Annotated in this window: 19 protein-coding genes and 1 pseudogene; 13 read left to right on the top strand and 7 right to left on the bottom strand. The window is 71.2% G+C overall.

The features are described 5' to 3' along the window. The first annotated feature begins 161 nt into the window (after positions 1 to 161). Together ACK1X7_RS32655 and ACK1X7_RS32650 are read left to right on the top strand one after the other, a co-directional pair. On the top strand, positions 162 to 1,538 hold the full coding sequence (locus ACK1X7_RS32655) for an extracellular solute-binding protein (protein WP_385141371.1): 1,377 nt from the start codon (positions 162 to 164) through the stop codon (positions 1,536 to 1,538). A gap of 12 nt (positions 1,539 to 1,550) precedes the next feature. Next, positions 1,551 to 2,468: a carbohydrate ABC transporter permease gene (locus tag ACK1X7_RS32650; protein WP_385141374.1), complete on the top strand. Its 918-nt coding sequence runs from the start codon at positions 1,551 to 1,553 to the stop codon at positions 2,466 to 2,468. A gap of 348 nt (positions 2,469 to 2,816) precedes the next feature. Here ACK1X7_RS32650 and ACK1X7_RS32645 read toward each other — a convergent pair whose 3' ends face one another. Next, a complete protein-coding gene (locus ACK1X7_RS32645; protein ID WP_385141377.1) occupies positions 2,817 to 3,611 on the bottom strand; it encodes a TetR/AcrR family transcriptional regulator in 795 nt (264 codons plus the stop codon). Positions 3,612 to 3,698: 87 nt separating this feature from the next. Here ACK1X7_RS32645 and ACK1X7_RS32640 point away from each other — a divergent pair, with 87 nt between their 5' ends. Together ACK1X7_RS32640 and ACK1X7_RS32635 are read left to right on the top strand one after the other, a co-directional pair. Further along, on the top strand, positions 3,699 to 4,628 hold the full coding sequence (locus ACK1X7_RS32640; protein WP_385141380.1) for an NmrA family NAD(P)-binding protein: 930 nt from the start codon (positions 3,699 to 3,701) through the stop codon (positions 4,626 to 4,628). Positions 4,629 to 4,666: 38 nt separating this feature from the next. Continuing rightward, on the top strand, positions 4,667 to 4,894 hold the full coding sequence (locus ACK1X7_RS32635) for a hypothetical protein (protein ID WP_413116027.1): 228 nt from the start codon (positions 4,667 to 4,669) through the stop codon (positions 4,892 to 4,894). Positions 4,895 to 4,900: 6 nt separating this feature from the next. Here ACK1X7_RS32635 and ACK1X7_RS32630 read toward each other — a convergent pair whose 3' ends face one another. Both ACK1X7_RS32630 and ACK1X7_RS32625 read right to left on the bottom strand, forming a co-directional pair. After that, positions 4,901 to 5,098, bottom strand: coding sequence for a DUF397 domain-containing protein (locus tag ACK1X7_RS32630; protein ID WP_361496348.1), 198 nt, complete (start codon positions 5,096 to 5,098; stop codon positions 4,901 to 4,903). Positions 5,099 to 5,100: 2 nt separating this feature from the next. After that, the gene (locus tag ACK1X7_RS32625) at positions 5,101 to 5,964 is read right to left on the bottom strand and encodes a helix-turn-helix domain-containing protein (RefSeq protein WP_398158356.1); all 864 of its coding nucleotides are present in this window, start codon (positions 5,962 to 5,964) and stop codon (positions 5,101 to 5,103) included. Between the two features lie 78 nt (positions 5,965 to 6,042). Between ACK1X7_RS32625 and ACK1X7_RS32620 the strand changes: the two genes are divergently transcribed. The 3 genes and pseudogenes from ACK1X7_RS32620 to ACK1X7_RS32610 all read left to right on the top strand — a co-directional run bounded on the left by ACK1X7_RS32620 (position 6,043) and on the right by ACK1X7_RS32610 (position 8,153). Beyond that, entirely contained in the window at positions 6,043 to 6,651 is a 609-nt protein-coding gene (locus ACK1X7_RS32620; RefSeq protein ID WP_413116026.1) for a TetR family transcriptional regulator, read from the top strand. A gap of 33 nt (positions 6,652 to 6,684) precedes the next feature. After that, positions 6,685 to 7,680 (top strand): annotated as a pseudogene (locus tag ACK1X7_RS32615) (FAD-dependent monooxygenase); the annotation flags it as partial. A gap of 353 nt (positions 7,681 to 8,033) precedes the next feature. Beyond that, a complete protein-coding gene (locus ACK1X7_RS32610) occupies positions 8,034 to 8,153 on the top strand; it encodes a hypothetical protein (RefSeq protein WP_413116025.1) in 120 nt (39 codons plus the stop codon). An 18-nt stretch (positions 8,154 to 8,171) separates the two neighbouring features. Here the strand turns inward: ACK1X7_RS32610 and ACK1X7_RS32605 are convergent, their stop codons facing one another. Then, positions 8,172 to 8,957: a methyltransferase domain-containing protein gene (locus ACK1X7_RS32605; protein WP_413116024.1), complete on the bottom strand. Its 786-nt coding sequence runs from the start codon at positions 8,955 to 8,957 to the stop codon at positions 8,172 to 8,174. A 156-nt stretch (positions 8,958 to 9,113) separates the two neighbouring features. Between ACK1X7_RS32605 and ACK1X7_RS32600 the strand changes: the two genes are divergently transcribed. From ACK1X7_RS32600 to ACK1X7_RS32590, 3 genes are all read left to right on the top strand, one after another. Next, the gene (locus ACK1X7_RS32600) at positions 9,114 to 11,246 is read left to right on the top strand and encodes a bifunctional polysaccharide deacetylase/glycosyltransferase family 2 protein (RefSeq protein ID WP_398158353.1); all 2,133 of its coding nucleotides are present in this window, start codon (positions 9,114 to 9,116) and stop codon (positions 11,244 to 11,246) included. Positions 11,247 to 11,374: 128 nt separating this feature from the next. Beyond that, the gene (locus ACK1X7_RS32595; protein WP_385141397.1) at positions 11,375 to 12,682 is read left to right on the top strand and encodes an LCP family protein; all 1,308 of its coding nucleotides are present in this window, start codon (positions 11,375 to 11,377) and stop codon (positions 12,680 to 12,682) included. Positions 12,683 to 12,812: 130 nt separating this feature from the next. Beyond that, a complete protein-coding gene (locus tag ACK1X7_RS32590; RefSeq protein WP_385141400.1) occupies positions 12,813 to 13,706 on the top strand; it encodes a carbohydrate ABC transporter permease in 894 nt (297 codons plus the stop codon). 659 nt (positions 13,707 to 14,365) lie between these two features. Here ACK1X7_RS32590 and ACK1X7_RS32585 read toward each other — a convergent pair. The 3 genes from ACK1X7_RS32585 to ACK1X7_RS32575 form a co-directional block, all read right to left on the bottom strand. Then, positions 14,366 to 15,514, bottom strand: coding sequence for a hypothetical protein (locus tag ACK1X7_RS32585; protein ID WP_413116023.1), 1,149 nt, complete (start codon positions 15,512 to 15,514; stop codon positions 14,366 to 14,368). Continuing rightward, positions 15,505 to 16,833, bottom strand: a complete 1,329-nt coding sequence (locus ACK1X7_RS32580) for a hypothetical protein (protein ID WP_413116022.1) — start codon at positions 16,831 to 16,833, stop codon at positions 15,505 to 15,507. Before ACK1X7_RS32580 ends, ACK1X7_RS32585 begins: the two co-directional genes overlap by 10 nt. Positions 16,834 to 16,986: 153 nt before the next feature. Continuing rightward, complete coding sequence (locus ACK1X7_RS32575) at positions 16,987 to 18,012, bottom strand: ATP-dependent 6-phosphofructokinase (protein WP_385117454.1); 1,026 nt, start codon at positions 18,010 to 18,012, stop codon at positions 16,987 to 16,989. Positions 18,013 to 18,220: 208 nt separating this feature from the next. Here ACK1X7_RS32575 and pta point away from each other — a divergent pair, with 208 nt between their 5' ends. From pta to pyk, 3 genes are all read left to right on the top strand, one after another. After that, positions 18,221 to 20,347, top strand: coding sequence for a phosphate acetyltransferase (gene pta / locus ACK1X7_RS32570; RefSeq protein WP_413116021.1), 2,127 nt, complete (start codon positions 18,221 to 18,223; stop codon positions 20,345 to 20,347). Continuing rightward, on the top strand, positions 20,344 to 21,489 hold the full coding sequence (locus tag ACK1X7_RS32565) for an acetate kinase (RefSeq protein ID WP_385145615.1): 1,146 nt from the start codon (positions 20,344 to 20,346) through the stop codon (positions 21,487 to 21,489). The genes pta and ACK1X7_RS32565 overlap by 4 nt, the downstream gene beginning before the upstream one ends. A gap of 72 nt (positions 21,490 to 21,561) precedes the next feature. Further along, a complete protein-coding gene (gene pyk, locus ACK1X7_RS32560; protein ID WP_385145617.1) occupies positions 21,562 to 22,989 on the top strand; it encodes a pyruvate kinase in 1,428 nt (475 codons plus the stop codon). Positions 22,990 to 23,005 lie beyond the last annotated feature (16 nt).

Raw genomic sequence — 23,005 nt, 5'->3', positions numbered from 1 at the left:
GTACGCCCGGGGTGTACGAACGCGTACGGGGGCGCACGGGGGCGTATACCCGCGACGGCGTTCGATCAAGTGACGATCCAGGTCACGGGGATTGACCTTCCGTTGAAGCCGACCTTACGGTCAGCGCGCAGCCCACAGAGGCCAGCAAGGAGGTCGTGCCCGTGCGCCCCACCGCCCCACTGATCCTCGCCGCCACCCTCGCCGCCACCGCAGGACTCACATCCTGCGGTGGCGGTTCGGGCAGCGACCCGGACACCGTCAAGGTCGTCTACAACCGCTCCACGGACAACAAGATCCGCTTCAAGGACAACCACCTGGCCGAGGTGAAGAAGCAGTTCGAGAAGGCCAACCCCGGCAAGAAGGTCAAGCTGGTCCCGATCCAGGCGCAGGACAACGACTACGCCACCAAGGTCCAGCAGATGATGCGGTCCCCCAAGACCGCTCCCGACCTGGTCTACGAGGACACCTTCCGGATCAACTCGGACATCAAGGCGGGCTATCTGCGCCCCCTCGACGACTATCTGGCCAAGTGGAAGAGCTGGGACCAGTTCGTCGACACCGCGAAGGCGGCGGCCAAGGCCGAGGACGGCAAGACGTACGGCGTCCCGGACGGCACCGACACCCGTGGCCTGTGGTTCAACAAGAAGATCTTTGCCAAGGCCGGGCTGCCGGCCGACTGGTCGCCCAAGAACTGGGACGACATCCTCAAGGCGGCGCGCACGATCAAGCAGAAGGTCCCCGGCGTCACCCCGCTCAACACCTACACCGGCAAGGCCCCGGGCGAGACCTCCGTCATGCAGAGCTTCGAGATGCTGCTGTACGGCACGGGCGAGGCGGGCGGGAACCCCCTCTACGACCCCGGCGCCAAGAAGTGGGTCACCGGCGGCAAGGGCTTCCAGGACGCGCTGGGCTTCCTTCGGACCGTCTACTCCGAGAAGCTCGGCCCGGACATCTCCGACGCCCTCGACCCCAACGTCGGCACCACCGTCTTCAGCGAATGGCTCCCCGAGGGCAAGCTGGCCATCGCCCTCGACGGCTCCTGGCTGGGCCAGAACTGGCTGAAGACCGGCGGCAAGCCGTGGCCCGAGTGGTCCAAGACCCTCGGCCAGGCCCCGATGCCCACCCAGAACGGGCAGGCGCCCGGCAAGGTCAGCATGTCCGGCGGCTGGACGTGGGCGATCACCGCGAAGTCCAAGAACCCCGATCTGGCCTGGAAGTTCATCCAGCAGCTCCAGACCAAGGACAACGCGGTCACCTGGGACATCGTCGACGCCCAGATCGCGGTCCGCAAGGACGTCGCGCAGGACCCGAAGTACACCTCCTCCATGCCCGGGATCACCTTCTTCACGGGGCTGGTGAAGTACACCCACTACCGCCCCACCACCCCCGTCTATCCCCAGGTGTCCACGGCGATCGGCGAGGCCATGGAGGCGGCGACGGCCGGTGGCTCCTCCCCGGAGAAGGCCGCGAAGTCCTACGACGACCAGCTCAAATCCATCGCCGACGGCGCCACGGTGGCGGCGAGCGGCCAGGGCTGAGGGCCGCCCCCGATGGCAACCGCGACCAAAGCGGCGGCGGCCCCGACGGACACCCCGGCCCGCCCGGGCTCCCGTCGCGGCCGCCCCCTGCGCTGGCTTCCGCTCGCCCCCGCCACCGTCATGCTGCTGCTCTTCCTCGGTGGCCCCATCGCGTACTGCGTCTATATCGCCTTCACCAATATGCAGCTCACGGGCGCCTCCTCCACGGACTTCGTGGGGCTGGACAACTTCCAGCGCGCCTTCGGGGACGACGACTTCCGCAACGCCGTCGTGCTCACCCTCGTCTTCACCCTGCTCTCCTCCCTCGTCGGCCAGAACACCCTGGGCCTGGCGCTGGCCGCCCTGATGCAGCGCGCCTCGCGCCCGGTGCGGACACTGACCGGCGCGATCGTCATCGCGGCCTGGGTCGTCCCCGAGATCGTGGCGGGCTTCCTGCTGTACGCGTTCTTCCGCCGCGAGGGCACGCTCAACGCGCTGCTGGACTGGCTGGGCCTGCCGTCCCAGAACTGGCTCTACACCCTGCCCATCCTCGCCGTGTCCTTCGCCAACGTCTGGCGCGGCACGGCCTTCTCGATGCTCGTCTACTCCGCCGCCCTGTCCGAGATCCCCAAGGAGATCACCGAGGCGGCGGAGGTCGACGGCGCGGGTGGGCTGAGCCGCTTCTGGCACATCACCCTGCCGATGATCCGCCGCTCGATCGGCACCAATCTGATGCTGAACACCTTGCAGACGCTGTCGGTGTTCGGCCTCATCTGGGCGATGACCCGGGGCGGCCCGGGAAACCGCAGCCAGACGCTGCCGGTCTTCATGTACGACCAGGCGTTCAACAAATCCCTCATCGGCTACGGCACGGCGGTGGCACTGCTGTTGCTGCTGGTGGGGGCGCTGTTCTCGGTGGTGTATCTGCGGCTGATGCGCGAGGAGGTCTGAGCCGCGGCCCTCTGAACTCCGCCCCGGACTCCGCCCCGAACCCCGCCGGGGTGCCGGTTTCCACGCCGGTGGCGGTTTCCACGCCGGTGGCCACGCCTTCCGTCCGTACGCCGAGGCCGGACCCGGGGGCCGCGAACGCGGCCCCCGTCAGCATCACCGCGCCCAGCAGGGCGCCCACCGCCACCGCGGCGCTCGCCGACGGTCCGGTGCCCGACCCCGGGCTGGTGCCCGACGCCGGGCTGATGTCCCTGTCTGAGATCACACCCTCAACTGTCCGCGCGGACGGCCACGTTCCCATGACGTACGTCACCCGGCCGCCTCAGCGTCCGGTCGGCCACGGGCAGGCGGTCAGCCGCTGGTGCGCGTGCGCCGCCGGTGGGCCTTCTGTCTGCACGCCGCCCCGCAGAACCGCGCGGGGCGCCCCGCGCGGCCTGTGCGGTCGCCGGGCAGCGGATCACCGCACATCTCGCACCGACCGATTTCGTCACGCGGACCGGCGGCTCCGGTGTCGACCTCCGCCATTCCGTTACGGATTTTCGTTACGGTCTGTTCCGCCCGCAATCCGTCGCACATCACCGCCGTCAGCACCCCGGACCCGGGGCCGCGCCCCTGCTCCATGGCCGCGCACCCCGCCACCAGCGCCTGTACGTCCGCCGCCGCGACATCCGCCCTGACCGCTCCGGCCTCCTGGGCGCGCCGGAGCAGCACACTCAGCGCCTCACCGAACTCGCGCCTGGCACCGGCCGCCGCCGCGTCGGGCGCACGGCCGGGCGCCTCCCGGGCGAATGCCTCGCACAGCGCACGGTTGAGCGATGCCTCTCCGACCACGCGCTCCAGGAAGCCGAAGAACGCCGCCCCCGGGTCCTCGGCCACGGCCAACGCCCGCCCCTCGGCGACGAACCCGTCCACGCTGTCGGCGATCACCGCCTCGAAAAGGTCCTCCTTGGAGGGGAAGTGTCGGTACACCGTCCCGGCGCCCACCCCGGCCCGCTCGGCGATCGCGCCGAGCGGCGCCATGCCGCCCTCCGCCGCGAACGAGGCCCTGGCGGCGGCCAGCACCCGCGCCCTGTTCCGCCGCGCGTCGGCCCGCGAGGGCAGCTCGCCCGAGGGCGGCCCTCCGCCGTCTGCCGCTTCCCTTTCCATCTCCGTCCCCCTGATTGACAAGCGGGTCGTCCGTTCCGGTACGTTAACCGGGTTACTCGTTCCGATTCTACTCGGGAGCCTTCCGCCATGACCTCCATGACGTCGAACCACATCATCCTGGTGACCGGCGCGACCGGTCAGCAGGGTGGCGCCACCGCGAGGCGACTGCTCGCGGACGGCCGCCACGTACGCGCGCTCACCCGGGACACCACCAGCCCCGCGGCACTCGCCCTCGCCTCGGCGGGCGCCGAACTGGTCGCGGGCGATCTGGACGACCGCGCCTCGCTCGACGCGGCCGCCCGCGGAGCCCACGGTGTCTTCAGCGTCCAACCCACCCCCGGCATGCCGGGCCTGCCCGCGGAATACGGACCGGACGACGAGGTTCGGCGGGGCAGGAACGTGGCGGACGCCGCGCGGGCCGCCGGGGCCCAACTCCTCGTCTACGCCTCCGCGTTCGGCGCCGACAATGACAGCGGGCTGTCGACGCTGGAGAGCAAGCGGCGCATCGAGGAGCACATCGACGCGATCGGCATGCCCGCGACCGTCCTGCGCCCCACGTCCTTCATGGAAAACCTCCTCCACCCCGTATGGGGTCTGCGGGACGGCGCCCTGGCCACCCCGTACAACCCGGACACCCGCCAGCAGTTCATCGCGCTGTCCGACATCGCGGCCTTCGCCGCCCTCGCCTTCGACGCCCCCGACCGCTTCCGCTCCCGCGCCCTCGACCTGGCGGGCGACACTCTCACCCCACCGGAGACCGCCGCCGCCATCACCCGGGCCACGGGCCAGGATGTCCCGTACGTCCACATCCCCCTGGACGCCATACGCGCCCAGAGCGAGGAGGCGGCCCGCGGCATCCAGTCCCTCAACGACGGCATCTACCCCTTGGTCGACATCGGACCCCTGCGCGCTCTCCACCCCGGCCTGTTCACCTTCGAGGACTGGCTGACTCACCACGGCGCGGCCCGACTTCAGGCCATGACCACATCAGGAGACGTCGCGCCGGCCGTCGACTAGCCATGGCATGGCACGGAGCCGGCGAGACGTACCGAGCGATGAGCCGCCTGGACGAAGCCGCCGACTTTCATCGCCGTGCGGCGGCGGCCCACCACGCGCTGGGCGACCACTGGCACGAGGCGTTGGCCCTCGACGGCCTGGCCCTCGCTCTCGCCGAAGACGATGGCGCCCAATCCCGTCAGCACCGGGCCGAAGCCCTGCGCCTGCTCTCGGGCTACGACGACCCCAGAGCGGCAGAGCTGCGCGCCCAAATCGAACAACGGTAGGCCAACTCAAGGTCGCCGCACGAGCCGAACGTCAGCGACGGCACCCTGGAAGGCCGCCCAGGCGGCGGGGGTGAAGCGGAGTATTCGCCCCTCCGGGTCCTTGGAGTCGCGTACCGCCACGGTGTTGGGCACGTTCGTGGCCACCTCGACGCACTCCCGATCGCCAGTGCTGAAGCTGGACTTCCGGAACTCAAGAGCCGCCATGCTCACATCTCTCCTCGGAGCGCTTCGATGAATGACCTGCTCTCCGACTCGGTGAGGGCGTGGCGGGCGATCTTCTCGAACAGCTCCTGGTGCTGAGCGGCTTCGTCACCTCCCTCAACCCATAGCTGGCCGAAGGCAGTTTCTGTATACACCACGTCCATGGCTCCCGGCTCCGCGAAGGAGATGATGTTGAATGCCCCGCCCATGCCCAGATGCGCTCCGGCCTCGAACGGCAAGACCTGGACGGTGATGTTCGACTGCTGGGCCGCCTCCTCCAGGCGCTTCAACTGCTCACGCATCACCGTCGAACCGCCGACGCGATGCCGGAGTGCGCTTTCGTGGACCACCGCCCAGAGGCCCAGAGTCGGTTCCTCGGAAAGCCGCCGCTGTCGCGCGATACTGCTGGCAACCAACGTCTCACCCCTGTCGGGGTGGCCCTTCGTCGAATTGCCCAGCGCCAACGCACGTGCGTAGTCAGGGGTTTGGAGCAGGCCAGGCACCAGGCAGAGCTGCCAAGTCCTGATGCTCGTAGCCGCGTTCTCCAGAGCGACGTATTCCTGCATGTCCCCGAGGTTCGGGAACTCGTTCCACCAGCCCTTCGCCTTGCGACGTTCGCGGTCGATGCGTGCCAGCTCCAGCAACCCGCCCACCGCCGCAGGATCGCTCAGGCCGTACAGCTCGCACAGCGCGCGGATGTCCGGGTCCCGCATCGGGACCCAGCCGCCCTCCATCTTGGCGACCTTGGTCGTGGATCCGGTGAGCACCTTGGCGGCGTGGGTCTGCGTCAGGCCCGCCGCAGTGCGGAGCTTGGTCAGCTCACCACCGAGCCTACGTCCCAAAACGGTCGAGGTGCTATTGCCCTGCATCGGCTGACTCCGACCGAATCCTAAAAGTTGCGCGCTCCGCACATTTGCGGGACGCGCAAATTCTATTACGCTCACCCCATGGGACTGCGAGAGCGCAAGAAGGCCCAGACGCACGCGGCGCTGAGCTGGGCCGCGGTGCGGCTGACCGTGGAGCGTGGGTTCGACAAGGTCAAGGTGGAGGACATCGCCGAGGCCGCCGGGGTCTCGCCGCGTACGTTCAACAACTACTTCTCGAGCAAGGCCGAGGCGATCGCGTTCCGCCACCTCCACCGCTGTCTGCGCGTCGCGGAGGCGTTGCGCGAGCGGCCGGACGAGCCGCTGTGGGACGCGATCACCGACTCCGTACTGCGGCATTTCGCGTCGGACGTGGAGGCGATCGCCGATCCGCCCGTCGCCGACGCGGCGCAGTGGACAGCGGGTGTGCGGGTGATGGTCGCGGAACCGGCCCTGCGGGGCGAGATGTTGCGGGCCGGGGCCGTCGCCGAGGCCGAGATCGCGGCGGCCGTCGCGGAACGTACCGGCGGCGACCTGGAGCAGGACCTGTACCCGCACCTCGTCGCTTCGGCGGTCATGGGCGCGGTCAACACCGCCATCGCCCACCATCTCCGCACCGACGCGGCCGTGCCGGTGCGCCCGCTGCTCACGGACGCCCTCGCCCGGTTCGCGGCGGGGCTGTCCACCCCTTGAGGCCCCCAACCACCCTGCCCCGAGGGGGAATTCATGATCGAGGTCGTCATCGCAGGCGCGGGGCCCAACGGCCTGATGCTCGCCTGCGAACTCGCCCTGGCCGGTGTGCGCCCGGTCGTCCTGGAACGCCTCACCGAACCCACCGACACGCAGCGCGCGAACGGCCTCGTGGGCCAGGTCATCCGCATGCTCGACCGGCGCGGGCTGTACGAGCGGCTGGCCACGCCCGGCACCGGCACCGCCCCCGAACCGGCGCCCCGTTTCACCTTCGGCGCGTTCCCGCTCCACCTGGACGACCTGCCGGACAACCCGCTCTACACACTCCTCGTGCCGCAGCTCCGGATCGAGCGGATGCTCACCGAGCGCGCGGCGGAGCTGGGTGTCGACATCCGGCGCGGGCACGAGGTCATCGGGCTGGCACAGGGCGAGAAGTCGGTGGCGGTCGAGCTGCGCGAGCGGGCGCCGATCGAGGCGGAGTTCCTGGTCGGCGCGGACGGCGGGCGCAGCACGGTCCGTAAGCTCACCGGCATCGGCTTCCCCGGCGTGACGAGCGACGACTCGGTGTCGCGCACCGGCCATGTGAGCGTGCCCGCACACCTGATCGGCCCGGACGGCAGCCTCACCGTGCCCGGTTTCGGCACCGTCCCGCCGTTCCAGCATCTGCGGACCGAGCACGGGCTGATCGCCTGGGCGCCGTCCCCGGACGGTGACCCGAAGCTGTTCACCGTGGAATGGGGGCAACCGGCCGAGGGCGAGGCGTCGCTGGACGAACTGCGGGCCAGCGCCCGCCGGGTGCTCGGCGCGGACGTACCCCTCGACCCGCCGACCGGGCCCGGACCACATCTCATGCGGCGGCTGTTCGGCGGCAACACCCGGATCGCCGAGCGCTACCGCGCGGGCCGTGTCCTGCTGCTCGGCGACGCCGCGCATGTGCACTCGGCGATCGGCGGCCCGGGGCTCAACCTGGGCCTCCAGGACGCGGTGAACCTCGGCTGGAAGCTGGCGGCGGAGGTGCGCGGCCACGCGGCGGAGGGGCTGCTGGACACATACGAGTCGGAACGGCACCCGGCGGCGCGACGGGTCGCGATGCACACGCAGGCGCAGTCGCTGCTGACCCGGCCGGGCGGCGATGTGACGGCGCTGCGCGAGCTGTTCGGCGAACTGCTCGACCAGCCCGCGACCCGGCAGCACATCGCGGGGCTGCTCGCCGGCGCGGACATCACGTACGACATGGGCCCGGCGACCGGACCGCTCGTCGGCCACTGGGCCCCGGACCTGCCCGGCCTGCCGGACCTGGGCGACCTGACCCGCACCGCCCGCCCCCTCCTCCTGGACCCCACGGCCACCCTCGACCCGGGCCCTGGGCACCGCACATCGACACGGTGCCCGCCCCCGACCTCGACACCGCCCTGCTGCTCCGGCCCGACTGCTACATCGCCTGGCAGGGCACGACGAACGGGGGCCTGCACGAGGCGCTGAGCACCTGGTTCAGGCCCGCCTGAGGCCGCGGCACGACCGGCTTACGCCTCCGCCACCACCACGTACAGCGTCGCCGAGGCGAAGAACGGGCGGTGGGCGAGGTGGTGCAGCCAGACTGCCGCCTGGTACTCGCTGAGGTAACCGGCCTCGACGGCGCGGCGGGTGGTGCGCTCGAATCCGAAGACCCGGTCCGCCGCGCGGACATCGCGGAAGACCTGGGTGGCCGGGATGACCTCCGGCACCCGGAACCCGGCGTCGGTGGCGAGACGGGCGAGCTGGCGGCCGATGGCGGCGTTGCGGATCACCTGCTCGGTGATATGGCGGGTGTAGGCGCGGGAGAGCGACGGATGGGGGTGGTCGACGGCGAGGGTGTCCCAGTCGGGCTCGCCCATCACCAGCCGTCCGCCCGGCCGCAGGACCCGGTGGAACTCGGCGAGGGCGCGGGCCGGGTCGTCCACCCACTGCATCACCCGGTCGGTCCGGGCGCGGTCCACCGAGGCGTCGTCCAGGGGGAGGGCGTGGATGTCGCCGCGCCGCAGCTCGACGCACGGATGCGCGGCGGTGGGCGCCGCCGCCGCGTCCAGCATCTCCTGGTCGTGGTCGACCCCGATGACCGTACCGCCGGGGGCGACCGCCTCCGCGAGGGCGGGAAGATCGGCGCCGGGGCCGCAGCCCGCGTCCAGTACTGTCAGCCCGGCCCGGAGATCGAGCGCGTCCAGCATCCGCCCTTTGTAGTCGCGTCCGGCGTCGCTCGCGGCGAACCGGGTGAGGTAGTCGGCGGACGCGGGCCTGGTGGTCTCGAAAACGGACGCATCGGCAGAGGTCATGGGCGTCAGTCAAGCAGAGCCGCCACGCGGAGGTGGCCGCTTCCGCGTGCGCACTACGTGATCCGGCCGCGTGGCGGGTGGCGACCCGGAATTCTTATCCATTCGCGCTGCATCGCCGGACCCGCTCCGGGCCCCGCAACTACCGTGCGACCAACCATGTTTGAGGGCAACCGGTCGAAAAAACGCCAGGAATCCAGCCACTTGTCCCGAGGGGGCCGGCACAAGCGGTCCCGTGACCCGCGCGCGCACTGGCTGCTTCTGCTCCTCGTCCTTCCCGTCATGTTCGGCCTGCTGATGTTCCAGGGCTGGACCACCCATGAGGTCGACGCGGCGAAGGCGCGGCGGCCCTGCACCAGCCCGGTGCCCCGGGCGCTGGCCGACGGTGGGCCGGTGGTGCAGATCAACGGCGGTCAGGTGCGGACCGTGGGCATGCCCGCCGGAACCGTCGCGCTCACCTACGACGGCGGGCCCGACCCCGTCCAGACCCCGCGCCTGCTGGACCTGCTGCGCCGTTACGACGCGCGGGCCACGTTCTTCGTCTCCGGCGCCAAGGCGGCGCAGTACCCGGATCTCGTGCGCCGGATCCGCGCCGAGGGCCATGAGATCGGGTCGAACACCTACACCGGCGCCGACATGGGCACCGCCTCCCCCACCCGTTCCCGGATGGAGCTGTCCCTCACCGAGTCGGCGCTGGCGGGCTCGGTCGGGGTCCAGCCGAGGCTGCTGCGGCTGCCGCTGACCACCGATGTGGACACGCTGTGCGGGGATGAGTGGCAGGCGGCGCGGCGGGTCGCCGAGGAGGGGTACGCGCTGGTGGCCGCCGACCGGTCGGCCAGGAAGCCCGCACAGGGCGTGGTCCGGCAGTTCAGCCAGACGGACACCGCGTACCAGGAGACCGAGAAGCTGCTGAAGGACCCGCGGGCGAAGAAGTTCACCACCGTGACGGGTGGGCTCGGCGTGCCCCCGGTCGACGTACCGGTCTCCGGTCTCGAACGCTGGGAGGGCAAGGCGCTGATCTGGGTCGCGGCCATCGGCCGTGGCTTTGTGTCCACCATGACCTGGGTGCTGGGGATCGCGGGGGCGCTGGGGGTGCTGCGGCTGCTGATGCTCGTGTTGTTCGCCCGTACCCATGTCCGGCGGCTCACCCGCTTCCGGCCCGGCGCGCCCTGGCTGCGCGAGGTGAACGAACCCGTGACGGTGCTCATCCCCGCGTACAACGAGGAGGCGGGCATCGAGGCCACCATCCGGTCGCTGCTCGCCTCCACCCATCAGCGCCTCCAGCTCGTCGTGATCGACGACGGGTCGACGGACCGTACGGCCGATATCGCCGCGAGCGTGGACGACCCCCGGGTGCTGGTGGTCCGCCAGCCCAACGCGGGCAAGGCCGCCGCCCTCAACACCGGGCTGGCCCACACCCGGCACGAGATCGTGGTGATGGTCGACGCCGACACCGTCTTCGAACCGGACGCCATCCACCAGCTCATCCAGCCCCTCGCCCACCCGGCCATCGGCGCGGTCAGCGGCAACACCAAGGTCGGCAACCGGCGCAGTCTGCTGGGCCGGTGGCAGCACCTGGAGTACGTCTTCGGGTTCAACCTCGACCGGCGGATGTTCGAGGTCCTGGAGTGCATGCCGACCGTGCCCGGCGCGATCGGCGCCTTCCGCCGGGACGCGCTGATGGGCGTCGGCGGGGTCAGCGAGGACACCCTCGCCGAGGACACCGACCTGACCATGGCGCTGTGGCGGGCGGGCTGGCGGGTGGTGTACGAGGAGACCGCCGTCGCCTGGACCGAAGTGCCCACCTCCCTGCGCCAGTTGTGGCGCCAGCGGTACCGCTGGGGATACGGCACCCTCCAGGCCATGTGGAAACACCGCCGCGCGGTGGTCTCCCTGGGCTCGGTGGGGCGGTTCGGCCGCCGGGGGCTCAGCTATCTCACGCTCTTCCAGGTGCTGCTGCCGCTGCTGGCGCCCGTGATCGACCTCTTCGCCCTGTACGGGGCGCTCTTCCTGGACCCGGGGCAGGCGGCCGGGGTGTGGTTCGGCTATCTCGCGATCCAGATGGTCTGCGCCGGATACGCGCTGCGGCTGGACGGTGAGCGGATGCGGGCGCTGTGGTCACTGCCGTTCCAGCTCTTCGTCTACCGGCAGTTGATGTATCTGGTGGTCATCCAGTCCGTGGTCGCCCTGCTGCTCGGGACGCGGCTGCGGTGGCACCGCATCCAGCGCTCGGGGACGGCCGCCGAGGCGCTGGGCGAGGCGCCGGCGTACCGGAGCCTGACGTCGAAGTGACGGCGGCGAGCCGACCGCATCGACGAGCTGACGGATGGGGACCACCCCCGCGTTCAACGCCGCGCCGAAGTTGTCATAGCTCTATGAAGCGACGGCGGGCCCCTCCGGCCGCTGGGCAGACTGCGCCCATGAGCGATCGGTTGGACGGGTGGGCCGCCGCGAACCGGCCGTCGGGGCAGCAGCCCTGGGACATCTCCACGGCGGAGACGCAGAGCATCCCCGTGCAGGGGACCCCCATGCCGGGGACCCTCTCCCAGGGAACCCCCTTCCAGGGGCCCCAGGGCATGCCCGCGCCAGGCACCCCAGGCGGGCCGGGCACCCCAGGCGTCCCGACGAAACCCGCCCCGTACCGCAGGGGCGAGGAAACCGTCGCCACCCCCACACCCGCCGAACCGGGCCCCACCCCCGCCCCCACCGTCCGGCGCCGCGCCCCCAAGGAGCCGCTCAGCCGACGCCGCCGGATCATCCGGCTGGCCATCGTGACCGTCTCCGCGCTGCTCCTCGCCTCCGGCAGCGCCTACGTCTGGGCCGACACCCAGCTCAACCGCGAGGTCGACCTCGGCAAGTCGCCGGACCGCCCACCGCCCGGCAAGGGCACCAACTACCTCATCGTGGGCTCCGACAGCCGGGAGGGCCTGTCCGAGCAGGCCAGGAAGAACCTGCGCACCGGCTCGGCCGAGGGCCGCCGCACCGACTCGATGATGGTGCTGCACACCGGGTCCAACGGCACCACGATGATGAGCCTGCCGCGCGACTCCTGGGTGACCATCCCGGGGTTCCTGCGCCCCGACACCGGCAAGACCTTCGCCCCGTCCCAGAACAAGCTGAACGCCGCGTACTCGATGGGCGGCCCCGATCTCCTCGTCTCGACCATCGAACGCAACACGGGGCTGCGCATCGACCACTACGCGGAGATCGGCTTCTCCGGGTTCGTGGACGTCGTGGACGCGGTGGGCGGCGTACGGATGTGCGTGGACCGCGACATCAAGGACCCCAAATCCGGGCTGGACCTGCAAAAGGGCTGCCACACCCTGGACGGCGCGAAGGCGCTCGCCTTCGTCCGCCAGCGCAAGCAGGAGGCCAAGGGCGACCTGGGCCGCACCCAGAACCAGCAGAAGTTCCTGGCCGCCCTCGCCGACAAGGCCGCCACCCCGGGCGTCCTGGCCAACCCGTTCGCGGCCTTCCCGACCGTGCGCGCGGGCCTGGACACGCTCATCGTCGACAAGGACATGGGCCTGCGGAACCTGATGTCCCTGTTCGAGGCGATGAAGGGTGTCACCTCGGGCGGCGGCAGGCAGCTCAACGTCCCGGTGTCCAACACCAACCTCCGGACCTCCAAGGGCAGCGCCGTGCAGTGGAACGTGACACAGGCGCGGCGCCTGTTCGACCAGTTGCGGAACGACCAGCCGGTGGACGTCGCCCCGCCGACGCCGTAAGCCGTAAGCCGTAGGGCGAGGCCGTAGGGCGAGCGAACCGCGCACGCGTCTTCCCCAACGCGAGTGGCAACCGGTTTCATGGACGGCACGCTGATCGACTGCGCTCGCAAGCGCGCGAGGAGGTCCGAGGTTGTCCACGCTCTCCGCCCGCCCCGCCCGCCCATGGCCCGGCTCCGCCACATCCCGCCCGCGCCCCCGCTGGTCCCCGAGCCGACGCCGTCGACTGGCCGCCGACGCCGCGCTGCTGCTCATCGCCGCCGCGTTTCTGCTCCCGCTCGCCTGGCTGGTCCTGGCCTCCATCGACAGCGACGCCACCCTGCGGGTCTCGGCGCCCGGCTCGCCCACGCTGGACAACTTCTCGGCGGTGTGGACGGACGAGATCACCTTCACGCCCATGCTCAACAGCCTGCTCCTGTGCGGCGGCGCCACCATCCTGACCGTCGCCTGCGCCGCGCTGGCCGCCTATCCCCTCTCCCGCTTCCGCTCCCGCGTCGTACGCCCGTATCTGCTGACGGTGCTCTTCACCACCTGTCTGCCGATCACCGCGATCATGGTTCCGGTCTACGGACTCTTCGTCCAGGTGGACCTCATCGACACCATGTCCGGCACGGCGCTCTTCCTCGCCGCCTCCCAACTGCCCTTCGCCATCTGGCTGATGAAGAACTTCATGGACGGCGTGCCGGTGATCCTGGAAGAGGCCGCCTGGACCGACGGCGCCTCCTGGCTACAGAGCCTGACCCGGGTCATCCTGCCGCTGATGGGCCCGGGCATCACGGTGGTGATGATCTACAGCTTCATCATGATGTGGGGCAACTTCTTCGTCCCCTTCATGCTGCTGCTCTCCCCCGAACAACTCCCCGCGTCCGTCTCGATCTTCACCTTCTTCGGCAACTACGGCCAGGTCGTCTACGGCCAGTTGGCCGCCTTCTCGATCCTCTACTCGACGCCCGTGCTCCTGCTCTACGTCCTGATCTCCCGCCGCCTGGGCGGCGGCTTCGCCCTGGGCGGCGCCGTCAAGGGGTGAGGGCGGCACCGCTACGGGGTACCCGTCGGTTCGCTCTTCCCCTACCCGCCCCTTCCCGATACCAGAGGCTCCGCCCCTGGACCCCAGGGGCGGACCCCCGCCACGCGGCTCAGCCGCCATATCGACGCCCCGGCAAGGGGCAGGGAGGCGAGATGCCCCCCGTTCCCGGCGCTGGGGGCCGGGGCAGAACCCCAGTTACGGGGAGGGGTGGGGAGGGAACCCCAGGCGGCCCGGAGCCCGCCACGCGGCGCAGCCGCCACATCGATACCCCGGCAAGGACGGGCAGGCGGGATACCCACCCGATCCGTCACCGGGGGCTGGGGCAGAACCCCAGTTGCGGGGGGCCGGGAGGGGACCCCGGGGCGGAGCCCCGCCACACGGCGAGGCCGCCAGATCGACGACCCCGCACGGGGCGGGGAGACGAGATGCCCCCGTTCCCGTAGTTGCGGGAAGAGGCGGGGCGGGGACCCCCGGGGGCGGAGCCCCGCCACGCGGCTCAGCCGCCAGATCGACGCCCCGGCAGCGGGCGGGGATGCGTGCCTGCCCGTTGCCGGCACCGGGGGCTGGGGCGGAGCCCCAGTTTCGGGAAGGGGCGGGGAGGGGAACAGCCCGCCGCAGGCGGCACAGTCCGCCGGAACGTCCCCGGTTCGGCCCCTGGTTCAGTCCTTGGGCAGGCTCGGCGCGGCGCAGCCGTGGTGTTCGGCCGAGGCGGCGGCGAAAGCCGCCAGCGCGGCGCGTTCGTAGGCCAGGTCCGGGCGGCGGCGGGTTTCGCCGTCGGCGGCGGCGCGGATGAGGTAGAGGGCGGACTCGGCGCCGCGCGGGCAGGTGGCACCGGCCCAGTAGGCGCTCTGGCCGAGCCGTCCGGCGGGCTGCTCGGCGGGGGTCACGTTCTCGTAGTCGTAGTCCCGGGTGTACTGGGAGCGGGCGTCCTCCGCGTACGGGCCGTAGTACGCCTCAAGACGGTAGAGCGGGGAGCCGTCCCGCGTGCCGAGGACGCAGCTCTCGCGCGGTGCGCGGTCGCGGGCGGTCTCGCGGGCCGTGGAGACGGCGGAGCGGGAGGCGGTGGGGACGGCCGCGCAGGTGCCCTTGGCGCCGAGCAGCGGTTCGTACTCGTCCTCGTTCACCGGCAGGCCCACCGTACGGACGGGTGTGCCCAGGCGGGCGCCGCAGCCCCAGTGGTCGTTGGCCGCCTCGGCGGTGGCGGTGGCGGTGCGGACGAAGTCGGGGCGGACGGCGGGGTCGTCGAGGGTGGTGGCGCCGCGCAGCGCGGTCTCGACGGTGATCAGCAGGCTGTCGCCGCGCCGGGCGCAGTCGAGCAGTACGGCGGTGGTGGCAGTGCCGTCCTCGGCGTCGCCCAGCCGTGCGGTGTCGGTGGCGAAGAGGCCGGACCAGCCGTTGCCGAGGGGGACGGGAAGCGTGTGGCTCGCGGGTACGGCGGCGTACAGCTCGCCGTATCCGTACTCGGCGCGGGGGCGGGGCGAGCCCGCGATGGTGACGGCGATATGGCCGGTGCTCTCCGCCGTGATCCGGCAGCGGACGGACAGGCTGTTGGCCCGCTTGCCGCCGCTCGTGGCGGCCTTGTCGCCGAAGGCGCCCTGGGTGCGGTTGGTCACGTCCAGCCCGGCGTCCTCGCCGAGCACCGCGCGGACGTCGCCGACCGGAAGCACCCCGTCGCAGGCCCCGTCCAGCGCCCGGTCCTCGCTGCCCGCGAACCAGACGATCGCTCCGGCGAGGGCGGCCAGCGCCACCGCGACGGCCGCCAGGGCCCGGACCCCGCGCCGGGTGAGGGTGGGTCGGGTCAGTGCCACTGCTCCACCTCCCCGAGCACCTTGGTGTCGCGGCAGTCCGCCGATACGGGCCAGCCGTCCTCGGCCTCGAGATAGCGGTCGAGGACCGTACGGGCGGTGGTGGAGAGCCTGGTGCGGTCCTTGCCGCTGATGACGGCGGTCTCGCCGTCCCCGAGCTGGATCTCGGGGAGGACGGCGACCCGGTGGTAGGTGGTGCGGCCACCGCACACCGACCGGGCCCACAGGGCGAGTTGGGGCCGTCCGGCGTAGGAGGAGACGCGGTCCTCCTGCCGCACACCACGATCGGCGTCCGCCCCGGAGTCCGCCTCGGAACCGGCCTCCGAGGGGCTCTCGCCCTCCTGCGCTCCCCATCCGGGCACATGGCCCGCGCGTTCATAGGAGTCGTAGGCGGACCGGCCGAGGACCCCCGACCAACTGGCCGCCTCGACCTCGGTGACCTGCCACTCCTTCGGGCGCGGGCGCTCCCCGGCGTTCTTCTCCGCGTCCCACTCCCCGGCGCAGGCGCTCAGGGCGGTGGACTCCTGTAGATCGCCGAGCGTGGTCCAGGCGCCGGAGGCGATGCCGGGGAGCGAGGAGCCGTCGATCCACTCGCATTTGCGCAACCCCCGGCCGGGTGCGCCATGGGTCTCGTCCGTGTCCACCACGGTTTTCGGCATCGTGAGCGGGCCGGAGCCGCAGTGCTGGGCCTTGGTGAGGACGTTGGCGACCTGTACGGCGGTACGGAAGCCGAGGAGCGCGGTGGCGCGGTCCGGCTTGCCGCTCCGCGACGTCGCCCCGCCAGCCTCGTCAGCCCCATCCGTCCCGTCCGTCACCCGGGCCGTCACATACATATCCGTCGTGGGCCGGACCCGGCCGCCGAGCCCGCCCAGGCAGTCGGTCACCAGCCAGGCTCCCCGCTTGCCGTACTGGCCGGTGGTGCCCGGTGCCACAAAGGTGCCGTGGCCACCGGCCGGTTCCAGCAGGTCCCGGGTCTCGACGGCTTGGGGTACATCGGACACCAGCGCCTCGGCATGGACCGTGACCCCGTAGCCGTCTCCCCAGGACAGCGAGCAGTCCAGCAGCGAACGGCTCTCCTGGCCGGGGGCGAGCATCGTGCCGTGCTGCCTGAGCTTGCCCGGCCGCTCGTCACGCACCAGCCGTTCGAGGTCCCCGTACGGCAGGGTGCCGTCGCACGCCTTCCTCAACTGGGCCTGGTTGGCGGCGAGATGGCCGCCGCCGCTGTCCCTGGTGGCGAGGACGGCTCCCGCGATCCCCACCACCGCCATCAGTACGACGAGGGGCTTGCGGCGCTGCCGCGCACGGCCCCATAAACCACGCATCCCGCCCTTGACTCCTCACATCTCCTGACCAGTTCCCCCTTGATCAGGCGGGGACAGTATCAGAGGGGCGGAAGACCCGCTGAAGGCCGCCCACAGCCGACGAGAGAGGCGAGTGAGCCCCCAACGACCGCGAAAGACCGGCGGCCCGACGGATCAGAAGACCGACTCGGCCTCGTCCATCCGGTCGACCGGAACGGTCTTCAGCTCGGTGACCGCCTCGGCGATCGGCACCATCGTGATGTCCGTGCCGCGCAGCGCGGTCATCATGCCGAAGTCGCCGCGGTGCGCCGCCTCGACGGCGTGCCAGCCGAAGCGGGTGGCCAGCACGCGGTCGTACGCGGTGGGCGTGCCGCCGCGCTGCACATGGCCCAGGATGACCGGGCGGGCCTCCTTGCCCAGGCGCCGCTCCAGCTCGGCCGCGAGGCGGTTGCCGATGCCGGTGAACCGCTCATGGCCGTACTGGTCGATCGCGCCCTTCTGGTACTCCATGGAGCCCTCGGCCGGGTGCGCGCCCTCGGCGACGCAGATGACCGCGAACTTCTTGCCGCGGGCGAACCGCTCCTCGACCATCTTCACCAGCCCGTCGATCTCGAAGGGCCGCTCCGGCAGGCAGATGCCGTGGGCGCCGCCGGCCATCCCGGACTCCAGCGCGATCCAGCCCGCGTGGCGCCCCATGACCTCGACGACCATGACCCGCTGATGGGATTCGGCGGTGGTCTTCAGCCGGTCCATCGCCTCGGTGGCGACACCGACGGCGGTGTCGAAGCCGAAGGTGCGGTCGGTGGAGGAGATGTCGTTGTCGATCGTCTTCGGCACGCCGACGATCGGCAGCCCGGCGTCGGAGAGCATCCGGGCGGCGGTGAGGGTGCCCTCGCCGCCGATCGGGATGAGCACATCTATCCCGTAGTCACGCGCGTGGTCCTTCGAGGTCTCGCATGCCTCGCGCAGCCGGGCGCGCTCCAGCCGGGAGGAGCCGAGGATGGTGCCGCCGCGGGCGAGGATGCCGCTGACGGCGTCGAGGTCCAGCTTGTGGTGACGGCCGTCGAGGAGGCCCTTGAAGCCGTCCTCGAATCCGATCACCTCGTCTCCATGGCCGGCGACCGCGCGGTGCACCACCGACCGGATCACAGCGTTGAGGCCGGGGCAGTCGCCGCCTGCGGTGAGAACTCCGATGCGCATCGTGCTGTGTCTCCTGCTCCCTACGGGTAGATGTGAGCCAGTCCGATTGTTTCATGGGCGGGGTAGTGCTGTATCCCAAAGCGACCAGCGCCTTAATCACGGTCGCAGGTATTGTCAAGAGGACCGGGCCGTTCAATGTGGCCAATTTGTGTCCCAAGGGCGCACAAACGGAAAACACCCAAGAACGCCAGAGGAACGGAGAGTGCGCGTGACACGCAGCGTGTACGTGACCGGAGTCGAGCGTGGCGACGGACGCCAGGTCGTGGAGCTGGGGGTGATGGAGCTCCTGACCCGTCATGTCGACCGGGTCGGGGTCTTCCGCCCCCTGGTGCACGACGACCCCGATCGCCTCTTCGACCTGCTGCGGGCGCGCTACCGGCTCGGCCAGTCGCCGGAGTCGGTCTTCGGCATGACGTATCACGAGGCGGCCACGCTCCAGGCCGAGCGGGGCGCCGACGAGCTGGTCTCGCAGTTGGTCGGCCGCTTCCACGAGGTCGCCGACGCGTATGACTACGTCCTGGTGCTGGGCAGCGACTACGCGGCCACCAGCCTCCCCGACGAGCTGGGGCTGAACGCACGGCTCGCCAATGAGTTCGGCGCCTCGGTGATCACGGTCGTCGGCGGGCAGCGGCAGACCGTCGAGTCGGCCGGTGCCGAGGCCCACAACGCCTACCGGGCGTACGAGGCGCAGGGCTGCGATGTGGTCGCGGTGGTCGTCAACCGGGTGGTGCCCCAGGACCGTGAGGCCCTCGCCGAGCGGCTGGCCGCCAAGCTGCCGGTCCCCGGCTATGTGCTGCCCGAGGACGCGTCGCTGTCGGCGCCCACCGTCTCCCAGATCGTCCGCACCCTGGGCGCGGAGGTGCTGCTCGGCGATGACACCGGGCTCTCCCGGGACGTGGGGGACTTCGTCTTCGGCGGCGCGATGCTGCCGAGCTTCCTGCCCGCGCTGACCGAGGGCTGTCTGGTGGTGACGCCCGGGGACCGCGCGGATCTGATCGTGGGCGCGCTGGCCGCGCACAGCGCCGGCGCCCCGCCGATCGCCGGGGTGCTGCTCACCCTGGACGAGCGGCCGGGCCCGGACATCCTGGCGCTGGCCTCGCGGCTGGCCCCGGGGACCCCGGTGGTGTCGGTGGCGGGCGGGTCCTTCCCGACGGCGGCCGAGCTTTTCGCCATCGAGGGCAAGCTCACGGCGAGCGCGCCGCGCAAGGCGGAGACGGCGCTCGGCCTCTTCGAGCGGCATGTGGACACCGCCGCGCTGACCGAGCGCATCTCGGTGGGCCGCTCGGCCCGGGTCACCCCGATGATGTTCGAGCGGGAGCTGATCGAGCGGTCCCGGTCCGGTCGCCGCCGGGTGGTGCTGCCCGAGGGCGCGGAGGAGCGGGTGCTGCGCGCCGCCGACGTACTGCTCCGCCGCGATGTGTGCGATCTCACACTGCTGGGCGAGGAGGACGCGATCCGCAAGCGCGCGGCCGAGCTGGGCATCCAGCTCGCCGAGGCGCGGATCGTCGATCCGCAGACCTCCCCGCTGCGCGAGCGCTTCGCCGAGGGGTACGCGAAGCTCCGCGCCCACAAGGGCGTCTCCTACGAGCTGGCGTACGACGTGGTGGCCGATGTCTCCTACTTCGGCACCCTGATGGTCCAGGAGGGGCTGGCCGACGGCATGGTCTCGGGCGCGGTGCACTCCACCGCCGCCACCATCCGGCCCGCCTTCGAGATCATCAAGACCGCGCCGGGCGCCGAGATCGTCTCCTCGGTCTTCTTCATGTGCCTGGCCGACCGGGTGCTGGTGTACGGCGACTGTGCGGTCAACCCCGATCCGGACGCCGAGCAGCTCGCGGACATCGCCATCCAGTCGGCGACGACGGCCGCCCGGTTCGGGGTGGAGCCGAGGATCGCGATGCTGTCGTACTCCACCGGCACCTCGGGCTCCGGCGCGGATGTGGACAAGGTCCGCAAGGCGACCGAGCTGGTCCGCCAGCGCCGCCCCGATCTGCTGGTCGAGGGCCCGATCCAGTACGACGCGGCAGTGGACGCGGCGGTCGCGGCGACCAAGCTGCCCGACTCCGAGGTGGCGGGCAACGCCACCGTGCTGATCTTCCCGGACCTGAACACCGGCAACAACACCTACAAGGCCGTGCAGCGCTCGGCGGGCGCCGTCGCGGTCGGCCCGGTGCTCCAGGGTCTGCGCAAGCCGGTGAACGACCTGTCCCGCGGGGCACTCGTCCAGGACATCGTCAACACCGTCTCGATCACCGCCATCCAGGCCCAGTCCCCGACGTCCCCGGCGTCGCCGACCTCCCCGGCGTCCCCCGCACAGAAGGCGCAGTCCGCGTGAACGGCTCCCGAGTCCTCGTCCTCAACTCCGGCTCCTCGTCCGTGAAGTACCAGCTCCTGGACATGGCCGACGGCTCCCGGCCCGCCTCCGGCATCGTGGAGCGGATCGGTGCGGGCCCCGTCGCCGACCACGCGGCGGCCCTCAAGCAGGTGGCCGACGAACTGGCCGCCCAGGGACTGGGCCTCGACTCGCCCGAGCTGGCGGCGGTCGGCCACCGGGTGGTGCACGGCGGCACCCGGTTCACCGAGCCGACCCTGATCACCGATGAGGTGGTCGAGGAGATCGAGAAGCTGATCCCGCTGGCCCCGCTGCACAACCCGGCCAACGTCACCGGGATCAAGGTGGCCCGCGCGCTGCGCCCGGACCTGCCGCAGGTCGCGGTCTTCGACACGGCGTTCCACTCGACCATCCCGGAGGCGGCGGCGCGCTACGCGATCGACGTGGCGACCGCCGACCGCTGGGGGGTGCGGCGCTACGGCTTCCACGGCACCTCGCACGCGTATGTCTCCCGGGCCACCGCCGCCCTCCTGGGCAAGGACCCCGCGGAGGTCAACACGATCGTGCTGCACCTGGGCAACGGGGCCAGCGCCTCGGCGGTGCGCGGCGGCGTCTGCGTGGAGACCTCGATGGGGCTGACCCCGTTGGAGGGGCTGGTGATGGGTACCCGCTCGGGAGACATCGACCCGGCGGCGATCTTCCATCTGTCCCGGGTGGGCGGTATGCCGACCGATGAGATCGACACGCTGCTCAACAAGCGCAGCGGGCTGGCCGGGCTGTGCGGGGACAACGACATGCGCGAGATCGGCCGCCGGATGGGCGAGGGCGATCAGGCCGCCCAGCTCGCCTTCGACATCTACATCCACCGACTGCGGAAGTATGTGGGCGCGTACACCGCGGTACTCGGGCGGGTGGACGCCATCGCGTTCACCGCCGGTGTGGGGGAGAACTCCGCGGCGGTACGGGAGGCGGCGATGCGCGACCTCACCGCGTTCGGCATCGAGGTGGACGGCGTCCGCAACGCGCTGCGCTCCGCCACGGCGCGGCTGATCTCCACGGAGTCCAGCCGGGTCGCGGTGGCCGTGGTGCCCACCGATGAGGAGCTGGAGATCGCCGGCCAGACGTTCGACCTGGTCAGCGCGTAGTCTCCGCTATCCGCTCCGCTCTGCCCATGACTGAAATATTCCGCTCCGAAACAAACCGATAGGATCAGCCTCATGCGCCGTTCCAAAATCGTCTGCACTCTGGGCCCCGCTGTCGACTCCTACGATCAGCTCAAGTCCCTCATCGAGGCCGGGATGAACGTGGCCCGGTTCAACATGAGCCACGGAACCCACCCGGAGCATGAGGAGCGGTACCACCGCGTCCGCAAGGCATCCGAGGAGACCGGGCACGCGGTCGGCGTCCTCGCCGACCTCCAGGGCCCCAAGATCCGTCTGGAGACCTTCAAGGACGGCCCGGTGGAGCTGGTCCGCGGGGACGAGTTCATCATCACCACCGAGGACGTCGAGGGTGACCGCACCATCTGCGGCACCACCTACAAGGGGCTGCCGGGCGATGTGTCCAAGGGCGACCAGGTCCTGATCAACGACGGCAATGTCGAGCTGCGGGTCACCGCGGTCGAGGGCTCCCGGGTCCGGACCATCGTCATCGAGGGCGGGGTGATCTCCGACCACAAGGGGATCAACCTGCCGGGTGCGGCGGTCAATGTGCCCGCGCTGTCCGAGAAGGACGTCGAGGACCTGAAGTTCGCCCTGCGGATGGGCTGCGACATGGTCGCCCTGTCCTTCGTCCGGGACGCGTCCGACGTCCGGGACGTGCACCGCGTCATGGACGAGGTGGGCCGCCGGGTGCCGGTGATCGCCAAGGTGGAGAAGCCGCAGGCGGTCGCCAATATGACGGACGTCGTCGCGGCCTTCGACGGGGTCATGGTGGCCCGTGGCGACCTCGCGGTGGAGTATCCGCTGGAGAAGGTCCCGATGGTGCAGAAGCGGCTGATCGAGCTCTGCCGCCGCAACGCCAAGCCGGTGATCGTCGCGACCCAGATGATGGAGTCGATGATCACCAACTCCCGGCCGACCCGCGCCGAGGCGTCCGATGTGGCCAACGCGATCCTGGACGGCGCGGACGCGGTGATGCTCTCCGCCGAGTCCTCGGTCGGCTCGTACCCGATCGAGACGGTCAAGACGATGTCCCGGATCGTCCAGGCCGCCGAGCAGGAGCTGCTCTCGCGCGGTCTCCAGCCGCTGGTGCCCGGCAAGAAGCCGCGCACCCAGGGCGGTTCGGTGGCCCGCGCGGCGTGCGAGATCGCCGACTTCCTGGGCGCCAAGTCGCTGGTGGCCTTCACCCAGTCCGGTGACACCGCCCGCCGGCTGTCCCGTTACCGCGCCCAGCAGCCGATCGTGGCCTTCACCACGGACGCGTCCACCCGCAACCAGCTCACGCTGAGCTGGGGCGTGGAGTCCTTCGTGGTGCCGTACGTCGAGCACACCGACGCGATGGTCGACCTGGTCGACGCCGAGCTGCTGAAGCTGGGCCGCTACTCCGCGGGCGACACCATGATCATGACCGCCGGTTCGCCTCCCGGCGTCCCCGGCACCACCAACATGGTCCGGGTCCACCACCTGGGCGGCGCGAGCCGGTAACGCGCCCGACGCGACC

It is taken from the genome of Streptomyces sp. CY-1, assembly GCF_047218265.1.
Lineage (GTDB): Bacteria > Actinomycetota > Actinomycetes > Streptomycetales > Streptomycetaceae > Streptomyces > Streptomyces niphimycinicus.
The sequence above is the reverse complement of the archived record's forward strand: the minus strand, read 5'-3'. Positions and strand labels throughout refer to the sequence as shown.

Excerpts from the sequence above, each read along its gene's own strand:
- ACK1X7_RS32600 (WP_398158353.1), top strand. The coding sequence starts at position 9,114 with ATGTTTGAGGGCAACCGGTCGAAAAAACGCCAGGAATCCAGCCACTTG.
- ACK1X7_RS32640 (WP_385141380.1), top strand. The coding sequence starts at position 3,699 with ATGACCTCCATGACGTCGAACCACATCATCCTGGTGACCGGCGCGACC.
- ACK1X7_RS32625 (WP_398158356.1), bottom strand. The coding sequence starts at position 5,964 with ATGCAGGGCAATAGCACCTCGACCGTTTTGGGACGTAGGCTCGGTGGT.
- ACK1X7_RS32620 (WP_413116026.1), top strand. The coding sequence starts at position 6,043 with ATGGGACTGCGAGAGCGCAAGAAGGCCCAGACGCACGCGGCGCTGAGC.
- ACK1X7_RS32605 (WP_413116024.1), bottom strand. The coding sequence starts at position 8,957 with ATGACCTCTGCCGATGCGTCCGTTTTCGAGACCACCAGGCCCGCGTCC.
- pyk (WP_385145617.1), top strand. The coding sequence starts at position 21,562 with ATGCGCCGTTCCAAAATCGTCTGCACTCTGGGCCCCGCTGTCGACTCC.
- ACK1X7_RS32650 (WP_385141374.1), top strand. The coding sequence starts at position 1,551 with ATGGCAACCGCGACCAAAGCGGCGGCGGCCCCGACGGACACCCCGGCC.
- ACK1X7_RS32580 (WP_413116022.1), bottom strand. The coding sequence starts at position 16,833 with ATGCGTGGTTTATGGGGCCGTGCGCGGCAGCGCCGCAAGCCCCTCGTC.
- ACK1X7_RS32635 (WP_413116027.1), top strand. The coding sequence starts at position 4,667 with ATGAGCCGCCTGGACGAAGCCGCCGACTTTCATCGCCGTGCGGCGGCG.
- ACK1X7_RS32630 (WP_361496348.1), bottom strand. The coding sequence starts at position 5,098 with ATGGCGGCTCTTGAGTTCCGGAAGTCCAGCTTCAGCACTGGCGATCGG.
- ACK1X7_RS32575 (WP_385117454.1), bottom strand. The coding sequence starts at position 18,012 with ATGCGCATCGGAGTTCTCACCGCAGGCGGCGACTGCCCCGGCCTCAAC.
- ACK1X7_RS32595 (WP_385141397.1), top strand. The coding sequence starts at position 11,375 with ATGAGCGATCGGTTGGACGGGTGGGCCGCCGCGAACCGGCCGTCGGGG.
- ACK1X7_RS32645 (WP_385141377.1), bottom strand. The coding sequence starts at position 3,611 with ATGGAAAGGGAAGCGGCAGACGGCGGAGGGCCGCCCTCGGGCGAGCTG.